This window comes from Microbacterium sp. 05T445, from assembly GCF_056395865.1.
In genome coordinates this window covers 1,724,848-1,741,316 of record NZ_JBFTKJ010000001.1, presented here as the reverse complement: position 1 = coordinate 1,741,316, position 16,469 = coordinate 1,724,848, and the positions used below count along the sequence as shown (strand labels likewise).

Here is a 16,469-nt window from a genome sequence, read left to right as displayed (position 1 = left end):
CCGTGATCGTTGCTTAGACGATTAAGCGCTGATGCTGTCAACGGTCGACGCCGACGTCAAGAAATCGATCGCGATCAGTGCGCGGAATGCGTGGAGTGGCGCGCGTAGAGCACCGGCTCCAGGACGAGCAGACGATTCTGCGGCGTGCCGGGGTCGAGCGCCCGCTCCAGCACGAAGTCGACGATCCGCTCACGCATGTCCACGGCGCCCACCGAGCTGATCCCCGATCGCCCGGCTTGCACCGAGTCGCCGATCCCGATCACGGCCACGTCCTCCGGCACGCGCAGCCCCAGCTCCCGAGCCGTCTGCACGGCCGCGAACGCCGCGAAGTCGGCTTCGGCGAACACGGCCGAAGGGCGGTGCTCCTGTGTCAGCAGCGCCCGCGAGGCCCGGTACGCGTCGAGCACGTCCTTCTCGAACTGCACGACATACCCCTCGGGGACTGCGCGGCCGGCATCCGTCATCGCCTCGACGTAGGCACGGCGGCGCACACCGCCTTCCGGCTCGTCCGGATCGGCGACCGCCGTCAGGCAGGCCACGTCGCGATGCCGCTCGAGGAGGTGATCCACCGCCATGCGCGCGGCCGACCGCTCGTCGAAGCGGATGACGTCGAAGCCGTCCGGTTCGAGCGTCGACGAATACACCGCCACCTTGCGCGCCAGCGGACCGAGGGCCTCACGCCATTGCGCGGGCTCCGAGACTCCGGTGGCCGCCACGAACGCGGCATCGAACTCGCTGCGCGCGAGCGCGGCCGCGAAGTCCGAGTCCAGTGCGATCAGGGTCGTCAGTGCGTGCTCCGGGGCCCGGGCGGTGAACGCTGCCGCGATGTCCTGGGTCCACGGGTCGCCGAGCATGTGCAGCACCAGCTGGATCACTCCGGCGCGCCCGGTCCGCACGGAGCGAGCCATGCGGTTGGGCACGTACTGCAGCTCGGCAGCCGATCGGCGGACGCGATCGGCCGTCTCCTCCGAGAACCGCGCGCCGGCCTTCTGCGTTCCAGAGAGCACATAGGAGGCGGTCGCCACGGACACCGCGGCTCGCTCCGCCACCTCGCGCAGCGTGGTCCGCGTGCGTGCCTCTCCCGAACGTCCGCCCATAACGCCAGAAGCCTAGAGCCTCGTGCACGCCCGCGCGCACGAGGCCCCACGCGGTCACTTCTTCTTCAGCGACTTCTCCGAGACCGGTGCGTCGCCCGACGCGGCCAGCGCGTGGTAGTACTCGCGGGCCTCGTCCTGGCGCTTGCGCTCGGCACCCGATGCGATGGGCGCGCGCACGTGCTCGGGCTCGAAGCCGTAGGCGTCGACGAGGTCCTGCACGTGCGGGCGCAGTCGCGACGTGAGCCGGTCGATGTAGCGCGAGACCGAGGCTGCGCGCTGCGTCGAGAGGCGTCCGTTGATGAGGTACCACGCGAGGTGCTTCTCGATGAGGTGCATGCCGAACAGGTCGCGCAGCCACGTCAGCACCTGCCGGGTGCTCTCGTCGGAGACGCGGTTCACGCCGTCGGTGAACGCCTCCCACTGCAGCAGCTCGCCGTGCGCGCGGGCGGCCTCGATGAGCTCCGCCTGGTGGCTGTTGAACAGCGCCGCCGCCTCGGCGGGCGACAGCTTGGATGCCGGGCGCAGCGCGCCGGCGACATCCGCCACCATCCGCTGCACGCGGCCGGCGAGCAGCTCGTGCTGCTGGTCCTCGCGCAGCCCCAGCTCCACCGAGCGGGCGGTCGAGCCGAAGTCGGCGACCGCCTGACCCAGCTGACGCAGGCCCGCGCCGTGGAACAGCTTGCCCGCGGTCTGGCCGACCGCGAAGCGGGCGAGGGCTGCGGCATCCTTGCCCTTGAACTGGCGGGCGTAGTCCGCGAGCAGTCGCTTGCCGACCAGCTGCAGCAGGATGTTGTTGTCGCCCTCGAAGGTGACGTAGACGTCGAGATCCTGGTGCAGGCCCACGAAGCGGTTCTCGGCGATGAAGCCCGACCCGCCGCACGCCTCGCGTGCCTCCTGGATCGTCGAGAGCGCGTTCCAGGTGCTCAACGGCTTGAGCGAGGCGGCGAGCGTCTCGAGGTCCTCGCGCTCCTCCGGGGTGTCGTTGCGGCCCGAGAAGACGGCGTCGAACTTCTTCAGCAGCTCGTCGTTGGCGAAGAACTGCGCGTAGTTCTGGGCGAGCAGGGGCAGCAGGCGCCGCTGGTGCTTGCCGTAGTCCAGCAGCACGACCTCTTCGGTGCCGGCGCCCGAGTCGAACTGGCGACGCTGGTTCGCGTAGGTCAGCGCGATGTACAGAGCCAGCGCGGTGCCGGTGGTCGCGGCGCCGTCGAGCGACACGCGACCCTGCACGAGCGCACCGAGCATCGTGAAGAAGCGGCGACCGGGGCTGGGGATGTCGGACGTGTACGCGCCGTCGGGCGCGACCTGGCCGTAGCGGTCGAGCAGGTTGAAGCGGGGCACGCGCACGTGGTCGAACGCGAGCCGGCCGTTGTCGATGCCGTTGAGGCCGCCCTTGACGCCGTCGTCCTCGCTGGTGACGCCGTCGAGCATGCCGCCCTCGTCGTCGCGGATCGGGACGTAGAAGCAATGCACGCCGTAGTTCACGCCGCCGGTGATCAGCTGCGCGAACACCGTCGCCGCCTTGCCGTGCAGCGCCGCGTTGCCGAGGTAGTCCTTCGTCGCCGCGCGGAACGGCGTGTTGATCACGAACTCCTCGGTGTCGGGGTCGTAGGTGGCCGTCGTGCCGATGGCGGCGACATCCGATCCGTGACCGATCTCGGTCATCGCGAACGCTCCGGGGATCGACAGGTCGATCACGCCGGGCAGCCACTGGTCGTGGTGCTTCTTGGTGCCGAGCTGGTAGATGGCCGAGCCGAACAGTCCCCACTGCACGCCGGACTTGATCTGCAGGCTCGGGTCGGCGAGCACCAGCTCCATGAACCCGGCGAGGTTGGCGCCGTTGTCGCCCAGGCCTCCGTACTCCGCAGGGAACGCGCGGCGCGAGCCGCCGTGCTCGACGAGCAGGTGCAGCTGCGTGAGCACGCGCTCGCGGTGCTCGGGCATGGGCAGCCCGTCGATCCGCCAGAACGCGGGGTCCTTGATCATCTCGCGGGCCTCGCGACGCGTGTGCGCCCACGTGCCCAGCAGCAGGTCGGTGACCGCCGCGACATCGATGCGGGGCTCGGATGCCTCGGCCGCGGTGTGCGGAGCGGTCGGGGCGCCGCCGGCGGGCGTGCGCTTGTGGACGGCGGGCTTCTTGGAACGGACGGCGGCGTCAGCCATGTGCATCACCTTTCAGCGGGATGGACAGGAGGAAGTTCTCTTCGACCGTAGAACTCCCACAAGCGCGCATCAAAGCCGCTGTCGAATGTGCACAACATCGGTGCGCGCCTCAGCGCAGACGGGTTGTGCGAGACGCACAGCCCGGCGCCGCTGCGGCCTGTCCGAGGTCGGTGCAGGGCCTTAGGCTCATCGCCATGACGCCGCCCCCGACCGCCATCACGACCGCGTTCATCCCCGTGCACGATCCTCGCGCGAGCGCGCTCTGGTACGCGGAGGTGCTCGGCCTCGGCGTCGTCGAGGCGACCGATGTCTCGAGCGTGCTCGCCGGTTCGCGCGGCCAGGTGACGCTGATGGGCCCGCAGAGCGGCATCCGTGTCGAACCGGGCCTGCCGTGGGCGACGTGCAACTTCCGCGTCGACGACCTGGCGTCGGTGCACGAACGGCTCGCGAGACTCGGGGCGCGCCCGAGCGACGAGCTCGGCGACCCCGATCGCTGCCTGTTCTTCACGGCGACCGACCCCGACGGGAACACCATCCTCGTCACCGACCGCTGACCTGGGCTCGGCATGAGCGATGGAACCGTGACACTCGCGGCGTGGGGGCCGGACGACCGCGCGCTGCTCGAGCGCGCGAACACCCCCGAGATGACGGCTCACCTCGGCGGTCCCGAGAGCCCGGAGCAGCTCGACGAACGCCAGGAGCGCTACCTGCGTCTCATGGACGCCGGCGAAGCGGCGATGTACCGGATCGAGCTCGACGGCACACCTGTCGGCGGCATCGGGTACTGGCAGGTCGAGCACGAGGGCGCGCCCGCGTGGGAGACCGGGTGGAACGTCTTTCCCGAGTGGCAGGGGCGCGGCCTCGCGCGGAAGGCGCTGCGACTGATCGTCCGCGAAGTCGCCGAGCGACATGACCGCGACCTGCTCGTCGCCTACCCCGGCGTCGACAACGCTGCGTCCAACGCGGTATGCCGTGGCGCCGGGTTCGAGCACCGAGGATCCGGCACGGAGCCGTGGCGCGGGTCCGAGCTGCACTTCAACGTCTGGGTGCTCGACATGTCACCGCTCGACCTCGACGGCCGCGAGCCCGCCCTGGACGAGCGCTTCGGCGAGGGGGTGCTCGACGAGAAGGTGTGGTGGCCGTTCTACCTCGCGCACTGGTCGTCGCGCGAGCGCGCCGCGGCGCGGTATTCGGTCGCGCCCGACGCCCTCGAGCTCTTCATCGACGCCGACACCGCGCCGTGGTCGCCCGAGTTCGACGGCGACAACCGCGTCTCGCACCTGCAGACCGGCCAGTTCTCCGGGCAGTGCGGCGGCCCGGTCGGGCAGCACCGCTTCCGCGAAGGGCTCGTGGTGCGCCAGGAGCAGCCGGAGCGCAGGCTCCACCTCCCGCGGTTCGGCGTGATCGAGGTGCGGATGGCCGCGGTGCGCCACCCCGACGCGATGGTCGCGTTCTGGCCGATCGGCTTCGAGGACGTCCCCGAGCACAGCGGGGAGCTGTGCATCGCCGAGATCTTCGGCAGCGAGCTCGACGAGGAGGGCGGGTGGGTCGGCGTCGGCGTGAAGCGGCAGCACGACCCGCGCCTGCGCGACGACTTCGAGAAGATCCGCGTCGTCGGCGACCTCACCGAGATGCACGACTACGCCGTGGAGTGGACGCCCGACGCCGTGCGGTTCTTCATCGACCACCGCTGGGTCAAGACCGTGCGCCAGAGGATCGACTATCCCGTGCAGCTGATGCTCGACCTCTACGAATTCCCGCGGGCCGACGGCACACGCGACCTCGCCGCGCTCCCCCACACGCTGCGCGTGGAGCGGGTGCGGACGTTCCCTCCGGTCTGACGCGGCGCCCGTTCCTCACCCACCACGGCGTGCAACGCCGGCCCGTTGCGGCACGCGACGCCGCTGCCGGTCGACCAGCACCGCACCGGTCAGCAGCGCGAGGAGCGCTGTCGACGCCACGGCGACGAGCGGCGCAGCGACGCCGCCGCTGGCCGCGAGGGCCGCCAACGGCACCTCCGCGGTCGCGGACTGCGACGGGACGGGCCCGCCGCGTCCGATGCCGTCGACCGTCGCCGTGTTCACGACCTTCCCCGCGGCCACGTCGGCGGCGGTGATCGTGTAGACCGCGGTGCATGTCATCGACGCCCCCTCGGCGAGCGTCGTCGACGGACACGTGACGGTCGCCACTCGCGGGTCGGTCACGACGATGTCGTCGACCGCGCCGCCGCCGGTGTTGGTGACGACGAAGTCGAAGCGCAGCTGCGACCCCTCCGAGACATCGCCCGCCACCACCGGCTGGGCGGTCTTGACGAGGCCGAGTGCCGGGTCGGGGGCGATCGCCTGCATCTTGAGGGTTCGGATCAGGTGCACGTCGGTGAACGCACCCGTCGAGGCCGCGAACCCGAACTTCACGGCATCGGGCACCGGCTGTGGCGCCTCCATGCTCAGCACCTGCTGTGAGCCGTTGCCGTCATGGAAGTCGATGAACACCGTGATGGTGTGCACCGGTTCGGGCTCGAGCCGCATGGTCACGGTGCGCCTGGAAGGCTCCAGCGCGGTGACGGCGGCGGCAGGATCCGTGGTGAGCGGACCCGTGGTGGCGCCGTGGAGCACGCCGGGAAGCGTCGAAGCGTTGGGTCCGGTGGCCGTCGCAGCAAGCCAGCAGTAGCCGAGCGTCTGGTCGGCGCCGACCGGACCGCGCACCGTGACCATGTTGGCGCCGGGCGCCGGGACGAGGAACGACGAGCCGGCCGGAGACAGCTGGTCGGGCGGGCATCCGGCGCCGCGCTGCTCCCAGTCGCCGTAGAAGTTGCCGAGCACGTCGAAGCCGAAGCCGAGGTAACCGCCCGCGACTCCGGGCACCATCGCGTTGGCGGGGTCGTCGTCGGGCAGCTTCTTCGCATATCCGAGGCTGCCGCCGAACGCGCCGGGCGCATCGAGCTCGGCGTTCGCGTCGACGAGGAAGAAGGAGATGCCGTCGGCGGTCTGCCCGGCGAACTGCGGGAGCGTCGAGTAGCCGCCGTACTGCCACTGCTCGAACGTGATCTCCACGCCGTCGGTCGCCTTGATCGGGGTGTCGTACAGCACGGCCCCCGCCTGGTCGGGCAGGGCATCGGTGAGACGCAGGAATCCGTTCGGGGCGGCACCGAGGGGCGGCGAGACCGGGAACAGCGACTCGAACCCCGCCGGCGGCACGCCCTGCGCAGGACAGCCCGACAGCGTGTGCACGCCCGCTCCGAGCGGCCCCGCCTGCGGCGCTCCGGTCAGACACGCGGTGCCGTAGCCGGTGAATTCCGGGACCGCGGCGGCACCGGTGAAGTCCTCGTCCAGGAGCAGCGGTCCGACGGCCGGGTCGCCCACCGCCGCAACGACGGGGAGGGCGGATGCCGCGGGCGCACCCGCGATGCCGAGAACGCCGACCAGCCCTGCCAGGACGACCACCGACCAGCGCCGCAACATGCCCACACCCTACGAGCGGGGCTCGCGCCCGGCAAGAACCAAGCCGGTCAGGCCGCGAATCGTCAGAACAGCCCGACGATGCGGCCGTCGTCGTCGACGTCGATCGAGTTGGCCGCCGGCGCCGCCGGCAGCCCCGGCATCGTCATGATGTCGCCGCACACCATCACCACGAACCGTGCGCCGGCCGCGAGGCGCACTTCTCGGATGTCGACGGCATGGTGCCGCGGCGCACCGCGCAGCTTCGGGTCGGTCGAGAACGAGTACTGCGTCTTCGCGACGCACACCGGGTAGCCGCCGTACCCCTCGTCCTGCAGTCGCTTGATCTGATTGCGGACGGCGGTCGACGCGGTGATCTCCGTCGCCCCGTAGATGCGCGTCGCGATCGCGCTCATCTTGTGCCACAGCGTCGCGTCGTCGGGATAGGTGAAGCGGAGCTCCGATGCTGCGCCCCCCGGTGCTGCGGCACGCTCGTCGCACAGTCGCACCACCTCGCGGGCGAGCTCCTCGGCCCCCGCGCCGCCCTCGGCGAAGTGCTTCGCCACGACCGCCCGGACCCCGACCGCCTCGGCCGCAGCCACCAGCGCCGCGGTCTCGGCATCCGTGTCCTCCTCGCGGTGGTTGATCGCCACGACGGTCGGGATTCCCCACGTCTCCCGCAGCGTGGTGAGGTGGCGCACCAGGTTCGCGGTACCGCGCTCGAGGGCGGCGACATCCTCGTGCGGCAGGTCGGCGACCTCCACGCCGCCGTGGTACTTCATGGCGCGCACCGTCGCGACGACCACCGCCACCTCGGGCCGCAGGCCCGTGGTGCGGCACAGGATGTCGACGAACTTCTCGGCGCCGAGGTCGGCGCCGAAGCCCGCCTCGGTGACGACGTAGTCCGACATCCGCAGGGCCGCGTCGGTCGCCAGGAACGAATTGCAGCCGTGCGCGATGTTCGCGAATGGCCCCCCGTGCACGAACGCGGGGGTGTGCTCGAGCGTCTGCACCAGGTTCGGCGCGAGCGCATCGCGCAGGATCGCCGCCATCGCGCCGTGCGCCTGCAGGTCGCGGGCGCGGACGGGCGTACGGTCGCGCCGGTATGCCACGACGATCTCGCCGAGCCGCTCCTTGAGGTCGACGAGATCGGTGGCCAGGCAGAAGATCGCCATGACCTCGCTGGCCACCACGATGTCGAAGCCGTCCTCGCGCGGGTACCCGTTCGAGGGGCCGCCGAGACCGACGACCGCCTCGCGCAGCGCCCGGTCGTTGACGTCGAGCACCCGGCGCCACGTGATGCGCCGCACGTCGATGCCGAGCTCGTTGCCGTGGTGGACGTGGTTGTCGATGAGCGCGGCGAGCAGGTTCGTCGCGATCGCGATCGCCGAGAAGTCGCCGGTGAAGTGGAGGTTGATGTCCTCCATCGGCACGACCTGCGCGTACCCGCCGCCGGCGGCGCCGCCCTTCATGCCGAACACCGGCCCGAGCGCCGGCTCGCGCAGGCAGATCATGGCGCGCTCGCCGATGCGGCTGAGCGCGTCGCCGAGCCCGACGGTCGTCGTGGTCTTGCCCTCGCCGGCCGGCGTCGGCGAGACCGCTGTCATGAGCACCAGTCGCCCGCGCGGGCGATCGCGGAGGGTCCGCAGGTGCCGCAGCGACACCTTGGCCTTGTACCGCCCGTACGGCTCCAGCTCGTCGTCCGGGATGCCGAGTCCCTCGGCGATCCGGGTGATCGGCCAGAGGTCGGCCTGCTGTGCGATCTCGATGTTGCTCGTGGCCACGTGTCGCTCCTGTCGCGGGCGCCGTCGCCCACGACGGCCAGCCTAGGCTCCGGCCCGTCAGCGGCGCAGGACCGCCCACGCGTGCCCGCGCCATCCCACGCGGCGGGCCGCCCGCGATACGGTGACCGTGCGCGGCCGGCCGACGAAAGGGGCACGATGTCCGACATCCTCTCGCTCTTCCCACCGGGCTCGACGGTCGATCCCGACGGTGTCCTGCGGATCGGCGGATGCCGCGTCGATGACCTCGCCGACCGGTTCGGCACACCCGCGATCGTGGTGGCCGAGCAGGCCCTGCGCGACCGGGCTCGTGAGTACCGCGGCGAGCTCGCCGCCCGCTGGCCGCGGTCGCGCGTCGTGTTCGCATCGAAGGCGTTCCCGGTCACGGCGGTGCAGCGCGTGATGGTGGACGAGGGCCTCGGGCTGGACGTGGCCGGGGGCGGCGAGATCCTCAGCGCCCTGCGCGCCGGGGTGGATCCGGCGCTGCTGGTCGTCCACGGCAACGCCAAGACGACCGAGGAGCTGCGTCTCGCGGTCGATGCCGGGGCAGGCCTCGTCGTGGTCGACGGCCCCGACGACCTCGACCGGCTCGAGGCGGTGGTGCCTGCCGGCCGCCGGCAGGACGTCCTCGTCCGCATCGTCCCGGGTGTGGCGGCATCCACCCACCCCCACGTGGCCACCGGTCAGGTGGGGTCGAAGTTCGGGCTCACCCCCGAGGCGGCGAGCGCACTCATCGCGCGCATCCGGCGCAGCGACCGGATCCGCGTCCAGGGCGTTCACGCCCACGTCGGATCCCAGATCATGGAACCCGCCGACCTCGCCGCCGCCGTGGCGCCGCTCGCGGAGATGGGGGCGTTCCCCGTCTACGATCTCGGCGGCGGTCTGGGCGCACGCTACACCTACGACGACCGGCCCGCGTCGGTGGCGGACTATCTCGATGCCCTGATCGGCGCGGCGCGCGCGCACCTTCCCGCCGACGCCGAGATCATCGTCGAGCCGGGGCGCAGCATGGTCAACGCCGCGGCCGCGACGCTGTACACCGTCACCACCGTCAAGCGCGATGCGCGGAACTTCGTCGCGGTCGACGGCGGCATGGGCGACAACCTCGAGGTGGCCCTGTTCGGCCAGCGGTACGAGGCCGCCCTCGCCGCGCGCATGCATGAGCCGGTCGGCGAGGAGGCGGTCGTCGTCGGCAGGCACTGCGAGAGCGGCGACATCCTGATCGACCCGATCGACCTGCCGGTCGCGCGGGTCGGCGATCTGCTGGCGGTCCCCGCGACAGGCGCCTACTGCCACACGATGGCCAACAACTACAACGGCTACCGTCGGCCGCCCGTCGTGTTCGCCCGCGACGGCGAGGCGCGCGCGGTGGTGCGCCGCGAGACCTGGGACGACCTGTTCGCGCGCGACGTCGACGCCTGAGTACGGCACGGCGCGGGACGGCACGCGCGGCGGGCGGCGGGGTTGCCAGCCCGGGGGTATCCACGGGATGCTGTGAGCCACCTCGATCGCGGAGGATCGAGCCTGATCGCCGGGAGTCGTCATGACCACGCTCGCGCAGCAGTTGCTCCGTCGGAAGCCGATCGCACACGTCGCCGACGGGGTCCAGCTCAAACGCAGCATCGGTCTGTTCTCGCTCACGATGATCGGCGTGGGCGGCACCATCGGCACCGGCATCTTCTTCGTGCTGTCGGTGGCGGTGCCCGAGGCCGGGCCCGCGGTCGTCTGGTCGTTCGTCATCGGCGGTGTCGTCGCCGGCCTCACGGCCCTGTGCTACGCGGAGCTGGCCGGATCGGTGCCGGTGTCTGGCTCGACCTACTCGTACGCCTACGCCACCATGGGCGAGGGCACCGCGATGGCGGTCGGGGCGTGCCTCCTTCTGGAGTACGGGGTGTCCACGGCGGCAGTGGCTGTCGGCTGGTCGCAATACGTCAACGAGCTGCTGGACAACCTCTTCGGGTTCGCGCTGCCCGATGCCCTCTCCAACGCCCCCGAGCAGGGCGGGATCATCAACCTGCCGGCCGTCATCGTCATCGCGCTGTGCGCGCTGCTGCTGATCCGCGGGGCCAGCGAGTCCGTCGTCGTCAACAACCTGATGGTGATCGTGAAGATCTCGGTGCTGCTGTTCTTCATCGCGGTGGCCTTCACGGGGTGGAACAGCGACCACTTCGCGAACTTCGCGCCGCACGGCGTGCAGGGCATCGTCGCCGGCGCGGGCATCATCTTCTTCTCGTTCATCGGCTTGGACGCCGTCTCGACGGCGGGCGACGAGGCGAAGAACGCCAAGCGCAACCTGCCGCTGGCGATCATCTTCGCGCTGTCGATCGTCATCGCGCTCTACGTGCTCACCGCGCTGGCGGCGCTGGGCGCCCAGCCCGCCGATGAGTTCGCCGACCAGTCCGCGGGGCTGTCCGCGATCCTCGAGAACGTGCTCGGCGCGACGTGGCCCGGCACGGTCGTCGCGGCCGGCGCCGTGATCTCGATCTTCAGCGTGACCCTGGTGACCCTCTACGGCCAGACGCGCATCCTTTTCGCGATGTCGCGCGACGGCATGATCCCGCGCGTGTTCTCGCGGGTGAACCCGCGCACCATGACCCCGGTGCGCGGAACGATCATCGTCGCCGTCGTGGTGTCCATCCTCGCCGCCGTCATCCCGATCAACTTCCTCGCCGAGATGACGAGCATCGGCACGCTGGTGGCGTTCCTCGTGGTGTCGGTCGGCGTCATCATCCTGCGCCGCCGCGAGCCCGACCTCGAGCGCGGGTTCAAGGTGCCGTTGTACCCGGTGGTCCCGATCCTGTCGATCCTCGGCTGCATCTGGATCATCACGCAGCTGCGCCCCATCACCATCTGGGTGTTCCTCATCTGGACCGCGGTGTTCCTGACGTTCTACTTCTTCTACGGCAGGCGCCATTCACGGCTCGAGCATCCGGACGCCGGCGGACCGGCGGCGTCGCCGGACGTGCCGTACACGACGAACATCGCCCAGCCGACGGCGGCCGACCTCCACGATGGTGCCCCGCGGCGCCCTGACGAGGAAGAGACCGACCGATGAGCCTGCTGGTGGGGGTGAACCCAGGTCATCGCTCCGAGTCCGTCCTGCACCTGGCGGCGATGCTCGCCCGCTCGCTCGAGACCGATCTCGTGATCGCCGCGGTGGTGCACCGCACCTGGCCGCCGTCGGCCGCACCCGTCGACGCGGAGTGGCGCCAGTTCGCCAACGGCTCGGCGGATGTCGTGCTCGACCACGCGGCGAGCGTGCTGGGCGGCGACGTGCGCGCCGAGTTCGTCATCCACGAAGCGTCGTCGGCCCGCCGCGGTCTTCTCGAACTGGCCGCGCAGCGCGGGTCGACGCTGCTGGTGCTCGGCTCGTCGTCGGCCGGATCCTTCGGGCACGTCGCGCTGGGCTCGGTCAGCGACGCGTTGCTGCACGCCTCGCCGATCCCCGTCGCCATCGCTCCGCGCGGGTTCCGGGCGACGGCGGGCGCCCGCGTGGGACGGCTGACCGCCGCCTACGGTGGATCGGATGCGGCCGCCGACCTGGTCGTCGGGGCAGCCGGGATCGCCGGAGACCTGGGCGCGGCGCTGCGTATCGCCTCCTTCGCGGTGATGAGTCATGCCGTCACGGCAGGGACGGGAGCCGATACGGAGCAGCGCATCGTGGACGAGTGGGCCGCCAGCATCGGCGAGCACACTCGCACGCTGCTGTCAGAGGTGTCGTCGCTGCCGCATGCGCCGCACGTCGAGGGCGCCGTCGTGGGCGTCGGCGACTCGTGGGCGGCCGCGATCGAGAACGTGCCGTGGCAGAGCGACGACGTCCTCATCGTCGGCTCGAGCAGCCTCGGACCGATCGCGCGGGTGTTCCTGGGCTCGCACGCCACCAAGGTGGTGCGGCACTCGCCTGTGCCGGTGGTCGTGGTACCGCGCCGCGCCGCCGAGGAGCTCGCCGAGGAGGCGCAGCAGGCCGGCGAGTCGGCCTGAGACAGCGTGCGGGCGACGGATCCGACGGCTAGTCGCGCACGCGCACCGAGAGGCAGGTGACGCAGCCCTCGAGCTTCTCGAACTCGGTGATCGGCGTGGTGAGCACCTCGAGTCCGCGGCTGCGGTACAGCTCGGCCGTCCGGGGCGCATCGGCCGACATCAGCACCGTGTCCGCGTCGAGCACCACCACGGCGGTGCCGTGCTCCTCGGGCACCGCCAGGAACCCGGGGTACACGCCGGTGTCGTCGACGAGCGGCTCGAAGCCGACGACGGTCCCGTCGGGCAGTGCCGTCACCCCGCTCTTGAGGTGCAGCACCTTCGACACCGGAACGGCGACGACCGTCCAGCCTCGCGGCTCGAGGAACTCGCGCAGCTGTGCGATTCCGGCCTCGTTGGTGCGCAAGGTCGAGCCCACGTACACGGTGCGGCCGACCTTCAGCACGTCGCCGCCGTCGAGCGTGCCGGGGGCTTCGATGGAGAGGAACGGGATGCCGGATGCCTCCAGCGCCGCGCGCGTCGAGTCGATCTCGCCGCGCCGCGAGTCGGCGCCGGGACGCGTGAGGACCGCGACGTGGCCGAACATGACGACGGTGTCCTCGACGAACACGCCGTCGGCGTGCGCATCGGCCGGGTCGATCTCGACGACCTCCCAACCGCGCTGCCGGAACACGTCGACGTAGGACTCCCACTGCTGCAGCGCGAGCCCGGCGTCCACGGGCAGTCGTTCGATGTGGGTGAGCTCGCCCTCGGCCAGGCGGGGCGAGGGACGGCGGACGAGTAGGCGCGACATGGCGTCAGGTTACCTCCGGAAACGCGGATGCCGCGCCGCACAGGTGCGGCGCGGCATCCGTCGACCGTCATCCGATCGACGGGCGGAGTGTCAGAGCGACAGCCCGTGGCCGAAGCGGAACAGCGGGTCGGCGGTGTCGAACGGCACGTCGGGACGCGAGGCCTCGACCGCGGCCATCGAGCTCGGGATGTCGAACGGCAGCCGGCCCTTGGCCTCGGCGGCGCCCGACAGCACGTCCAGCAGCGCCGCGGGGCTCGCGCCCCAGTTGCCGGTGACCGCGTGGGCGGCCTCGACGATCGGGCCGAGGATCGCGGGACGGTCCAGGAACACGTCGACCACGGTCGGCACGGCCGCGGCGACCTCGGCGACGTGGGCGACGGTCTCGGGGGAGAAGTCGAGCGAGCCGGCGTGGAAGAACGACTCGAACCCGTTTCCGCGCTGCTCGTACGGCGCCTGCAGGCGCAGCACCGCGATGTCAGCCTCCGCCGGGGTGGCGACGACCTCGCCGTACTGCGCGGCGACGTCCGCGGCGATGCCCTCGACGTAGAGCTTCGCACCCTTCGCGAACGGCAGCGCCTGGTCGCGGTTCGCGAGCACGGCGATGGCCGCACGCTGCGCGGCGTCGCCCGCGGCGCGGAACTCCGCCGAGCCGACGATGCGGTCGGCGGCCCCGGCGTCGACGTACGGGTTCTCGAAGAGGCCGAGCAGGAACTTCTCGCGCAGCAGGCGCCGGGCCGAGGCATCCAGTCGGTCCTCGTCCACACGGCCCGCCTGCACCAGCTCGACGAGCAGGTCGGTGCAGTCCTCGCCGCCGAACTGGTCGGCGCCGGCGTCGAGGATCTTCACCATGCGGTCCTCGCGCGAGAGGTGCTCGACGCCCCATGCACGGGCCGGGAAGGGCTGGCCCATGATCTCGGCATCGGTCACGAGGCCCCAGTCGGTGCAGACCACGCCGTCGAAGCCGTAGCGGTCGCGCAGCAGCCCCGTCAGCACCGACTTGTTGAAGCCGAAGCCGACCTCTTCGTACTCGGTGCCCACCGGCATGCCGTAGTACGGCATGACCTGGCGCACGCCCGCGGCGAAGGCGTCCTCGAAGGGCTTCAGGTGCAGCTCGAACTTGCCGCCCGGGTACACCTGCTCGCGGCCGTACGGGAAGTGCGGGTCTTCGCCGTCCTGCTGCGGTCCGCCGCCCGGGAAGTGCTTGACCATCGTCGAGACCGCGCCGGGGCCGAACGACTCGCCGTTCTGGAAGCCGCGGATGTAGGCGGCGCCCAGCTCGCCCGACAGCTCCGCGTCCTCGCCGAACGTCTGCAGCTGACGCGCCCAGCGGGGCTCGGTGGCGAGGTCGACCTGCGGGTGCAGCGCGACGCGGATGCCGACCGCGGTGTACTCCTGGCGCGCGATGTCGCCGAACTGCTCGACCAGCGCGGCGTCGCGGGTCGCCGCGAGGCCGAGCGTGTCGGGCCACTGCGAGAACGGGCCCGACAGCATCGACGCACCAGGGTTCTCGGTGAACGAGTGGCGCGGGTCGGTCGAGATCGTCACGGGGATGCCGAGGCGGGTGGATGCCGCCAGCTCCTGCAGCGCGTTGTGCCACCGGGCGATGGCACCCGCGGTCGGCGCGACGCCGAGCAGGTTGAAGTGGTTCATCTGCAGGTCGAGCACGTACTCGCGGTTCGACGGCAGGTCGAACACCGGGTCGGCCTCGGCGAGCTCGCCGTCGGGACCCATCGTGATCATGGTCTGGAAGAACAGACCCGCCTTCTCCTCGAGCGTCATCTCGCCGAGCAGCAGCTCGACACGCTCGTCGACGGGCAGGCTCGCGTCGAGCCAGGGCCGTTCGGGTGCCGCGGCTGCGGCATCCTCGATCGTCGTGGTGTTGTTGTCCGTCATCACTTCACTCCCTTGATCCGGTAGACGAGGATCGCGCCGGCGAGGGCCACCAGCGCGCCGAAGAGGTAATACGTCGTGTAGCCGCCGAGCGCGGTCGTCGCGCCGAACGCGATGATGCCCGGGGCGATCGCCGGGGCGATCGACTGCGGCAGCGCGTTGGCGATGTTGAGGACGCCGAGGTCCTTCGCGGTGTCGTCGGGGTTGGGCAGCACCTGGGTCGCGAGGGCCAGGTCGACCGACATGAACGAGCCCGCACCGAGGCCGATGATGGCCTGCGCGATGAGCACGACGGTGACGCTGGGCGCGAACGCGAGGATCACGAGGCCGACGACCATGATGACGCCCGCGATCGCGACGAACGGGCGACGCTTGCCGATCTTGTCCGACAGGATGCCGCCGAGCGGGCCGGAGATCGCCATCGCCACCATCGAGGCGAGGTTGGCGATGAGGATCGTCGTGATCGCGGTCTGCTCGTCGAGCCCGAACTTCTCGGTCAGGTAGTAGGGCAGGAACGTCGCGATGCCGGCATACCCGAACATCACGAGGAACTTCGTGAGCCACGTCCAGCCGAAGTCGGGGTGCTTGGCCGGGTTGAACACGAACGAGCCGAAGAACTGGCCGATCGTGAACTTCTGCTCGGGCTTGTGGTCGAGGCGGCGGTCCTTCAGCACGAGCACGAACAGCACCGCGAGCACCGTCGCGATGGCGGCCGGCACGACGAAGCGGGCGAAGTCGTCGGACAGGAAGTTGACCAGGAACGAGCCGGCGAGGATGCCGAGGGGCGTGGTGAGGCCGACGATGCCCGACACCTTGCCACGGCCCGAGACCGGCACCTGGTCGGGGAGGGTCGCGTTGGCCGCGGCGAGCACGGCGTTCATCGCGGTCTGCACGAGGCACCAGGCGATGAGGACGACCCAGATCGAGTTGGCGACGCCGATCAGCGCGAAACCGCCGAGGCCGACGAGCGTGCCGCCGAGGATCCACGGGCGGCGCATGCCGAAGCGCGAGGTGGTGCGGTCGGACAGGCGACCGGCGAGCGGGTTGGCGATGAGGGCGAACAGCGCGCCCACGCCCATGATGAGGCCGAGGTTGCCTGCGGCCTGTCCCTCGGCGGAGATGTGCTCGACCTTGAAGGCCATCGACACGAGCACGGGCGTGAGCAGTGCGAGGTAGACGCCGAAGTTCACGGCGGCCAGGCCCGGCGTGTAGCCGCGCGGAGTCTTCTCGGGCGTCGTTCCCGGCGCCTTGAAGCCGGTGGTGCCGGCGGCGGCTGCCGTCGCGGCGGGCGACATCTCTGTCATCGGAGTCCTCTCTCGGGTACGCGCATCCC

Annotated in this window: 12 protein-coding genes; 5 read left to right on the top strand and 7 right to left on the bottom strand. The window is 71.1% G+C overall.

Annotation, left to right across the window (positions count from 1 at the left end; translation table 11 throughout):
* Positions 1-74: 74 nt before the first annotated feature.
* Positions 75-1,097: a LacI family DNA-binding transcriptional regulator gene (locus tag AC1DDU_RS08310; protein WP_477432906.1), complete on the bottom strand. Its 1,023-nt coding sequence runs from the start codon at positions 1,095-1,097 to the stop codon at positions 75-77.
* Positions 1,098-1,151: 54 nt separating this feature from the next.
* A complete protein-coding gene (locus tag AC1DDU_RS08305; protein WP_477432905.1) occupies positions 1,152-3,257 on the bottom strand; it encodes an acyl-CoA dehydrogenase family protein in 2,106 nt (701 codons plus the stop codon).
* A 194-nt stretch (positions 3,258-3,451) separates the two neighbouring features.
* On the opposite strand from AC1DDU_RS08305, the gene AC1DDU_RS08300 reads away from it, so the two are divergent.
* Complete coding sequence (locus tag AC1DDU_RS08300) at positions 3,452-3,811, top strand: VOC family protein (RefSeq protein WP_477432903.1); 360 nt, start codon at positions 3,452-3,454, stop codon at positions 3,809-3,811.
* 12 nt (positions 3,812-3,823) lie between these two features.
* Positions 3,824-5,098 (top strand): GNAT family N-acetyltransferase, encoded by a 1,275-nt coding sequence (locus tag AC1DDU_RS08295; protein ID WP_477432901.1) that lies wholly within the window; start codon positions 3,824-3,826, stop codon positions 5,096-5,098.
* A gap of 15 nt (positions 5,099-5,113) precedes the next feature.
* Here the strand turns inward: AC1DDU_RS08295 and AC1DDU_RS08290 are convergent, their stop codons facing one another.
* A complete protein-coding gene (locus tag AC1DDU_RS08290) occupies positions 5,114-6,718 on the bottom strand; it encodes a DUF7507 domain-containing protein (protein WP_477432899.1) in 1,605 nt (534 codons plus the stop codon).
* A gap of 62 nt (positions 6,719-6,780) precedes the next feature.
* Positions 6,781-8,478: a formate--tetrahydrofolate ligase gene (locus AC1DDU_RS08285; protein WP_477432897.1), complete on the bottom strand. Its 1,698-nt coding sequence runs from the start codon at positions 8,476-8,478 to the stop codon at positions 6,781-6,783.
* Positions 8,479-8,634: 156 nt separating this feature from the next.
* On the opposite strand from AC1DDU_RS08285, the gene lysA reads away from it, so the two are divergent.
* From lysA to AC1DDU_RS08270, 3 genes are all read left to right on the top strand, one after another.
* Positions 8,635-9,897: a diaminopimelate decarboxylase gene (gene lysA, locus AC1DDU_RS08280; protein WP_477432896.1), complete on the top strand. Its 1,263-nt coding sequence runs from the start codon at positions 8,635-8,637 to the stop codon at positions 9,895-9,897.
* A gap of 121 nt (positions 9,898-10,018) precedes the next feature.
* On the top strand, positions 10,019-11,530 hold the full coding sequence (locus AC1DDU_RS08275) for an amino acid permease (protein ID WP_477432894.1): 1,512 nt from the start codon (positions 10,019-10,021) through the stop codon (positions 11,528-11,530).
* Entirely contained in the window at positions 11,527-12,456 is a 930-nt protein-coding gene (locus AC1DDU_RS08270) for a universal stress protein (protein WP_477432892.1), read from the top strand. Before AC1DDU_RS08275 ends, AC1DDU_RS08270 begins: the two co-directional genes overlap by 4 nt.
* 28 nt (positions 12,457-12,484) lie before the next feature.
* Here the strand turns inward: AC1DDU_RS08270 and ddaH are convergent, their stop codons facing one another.
* The 3 genes from ddaH to AC1DDU_RS08255 form a co-directional block, all read right to left on the bottom strand.
* On the bottom strand, positions 12,485-13,246 hold the full coding sequence (ddaH, locus tag AC1DDU_RS08265; protein WP_477432890.1) for a dimethylargininase: 762 nt from the start codon (positions 13,244-13,246) through the stop codon (positions 12,485-12,487).
* Positions 13,247-13,336: 90 nt separating this feature from the next.
* Positions 13,337-15,139, bottom strand: a complete 1,803-nt coding sequence (locus tag AC1DDU_RS08260; RefSeq protein ID WP_477432888.1) for a glycoside hydrolase family 3 protein — start codon at positions 15,137-15,139, stop codon at positions 13,337-13,339.
* Positions 15,139-16,440 carry an MFS transporter gene (locus AC1DDU_RS08255; RefSeq protein ID WP_477432886.1) on the bottom strand — a complete coding sequence of 434 codons (1,302 nt, stop codon included), beginning with the start codon at positions 16,438-16,440 and terminating at the stop codon, positions 15,139-15,141. The genes AC1DDU_RS08260 and AC1DDU_RS08255 overlap by 1 nt, the downstream gene beginning before the upstream one ends.
* Positions 16,441-16,469 lie beyond the last annotated feature (29 nt).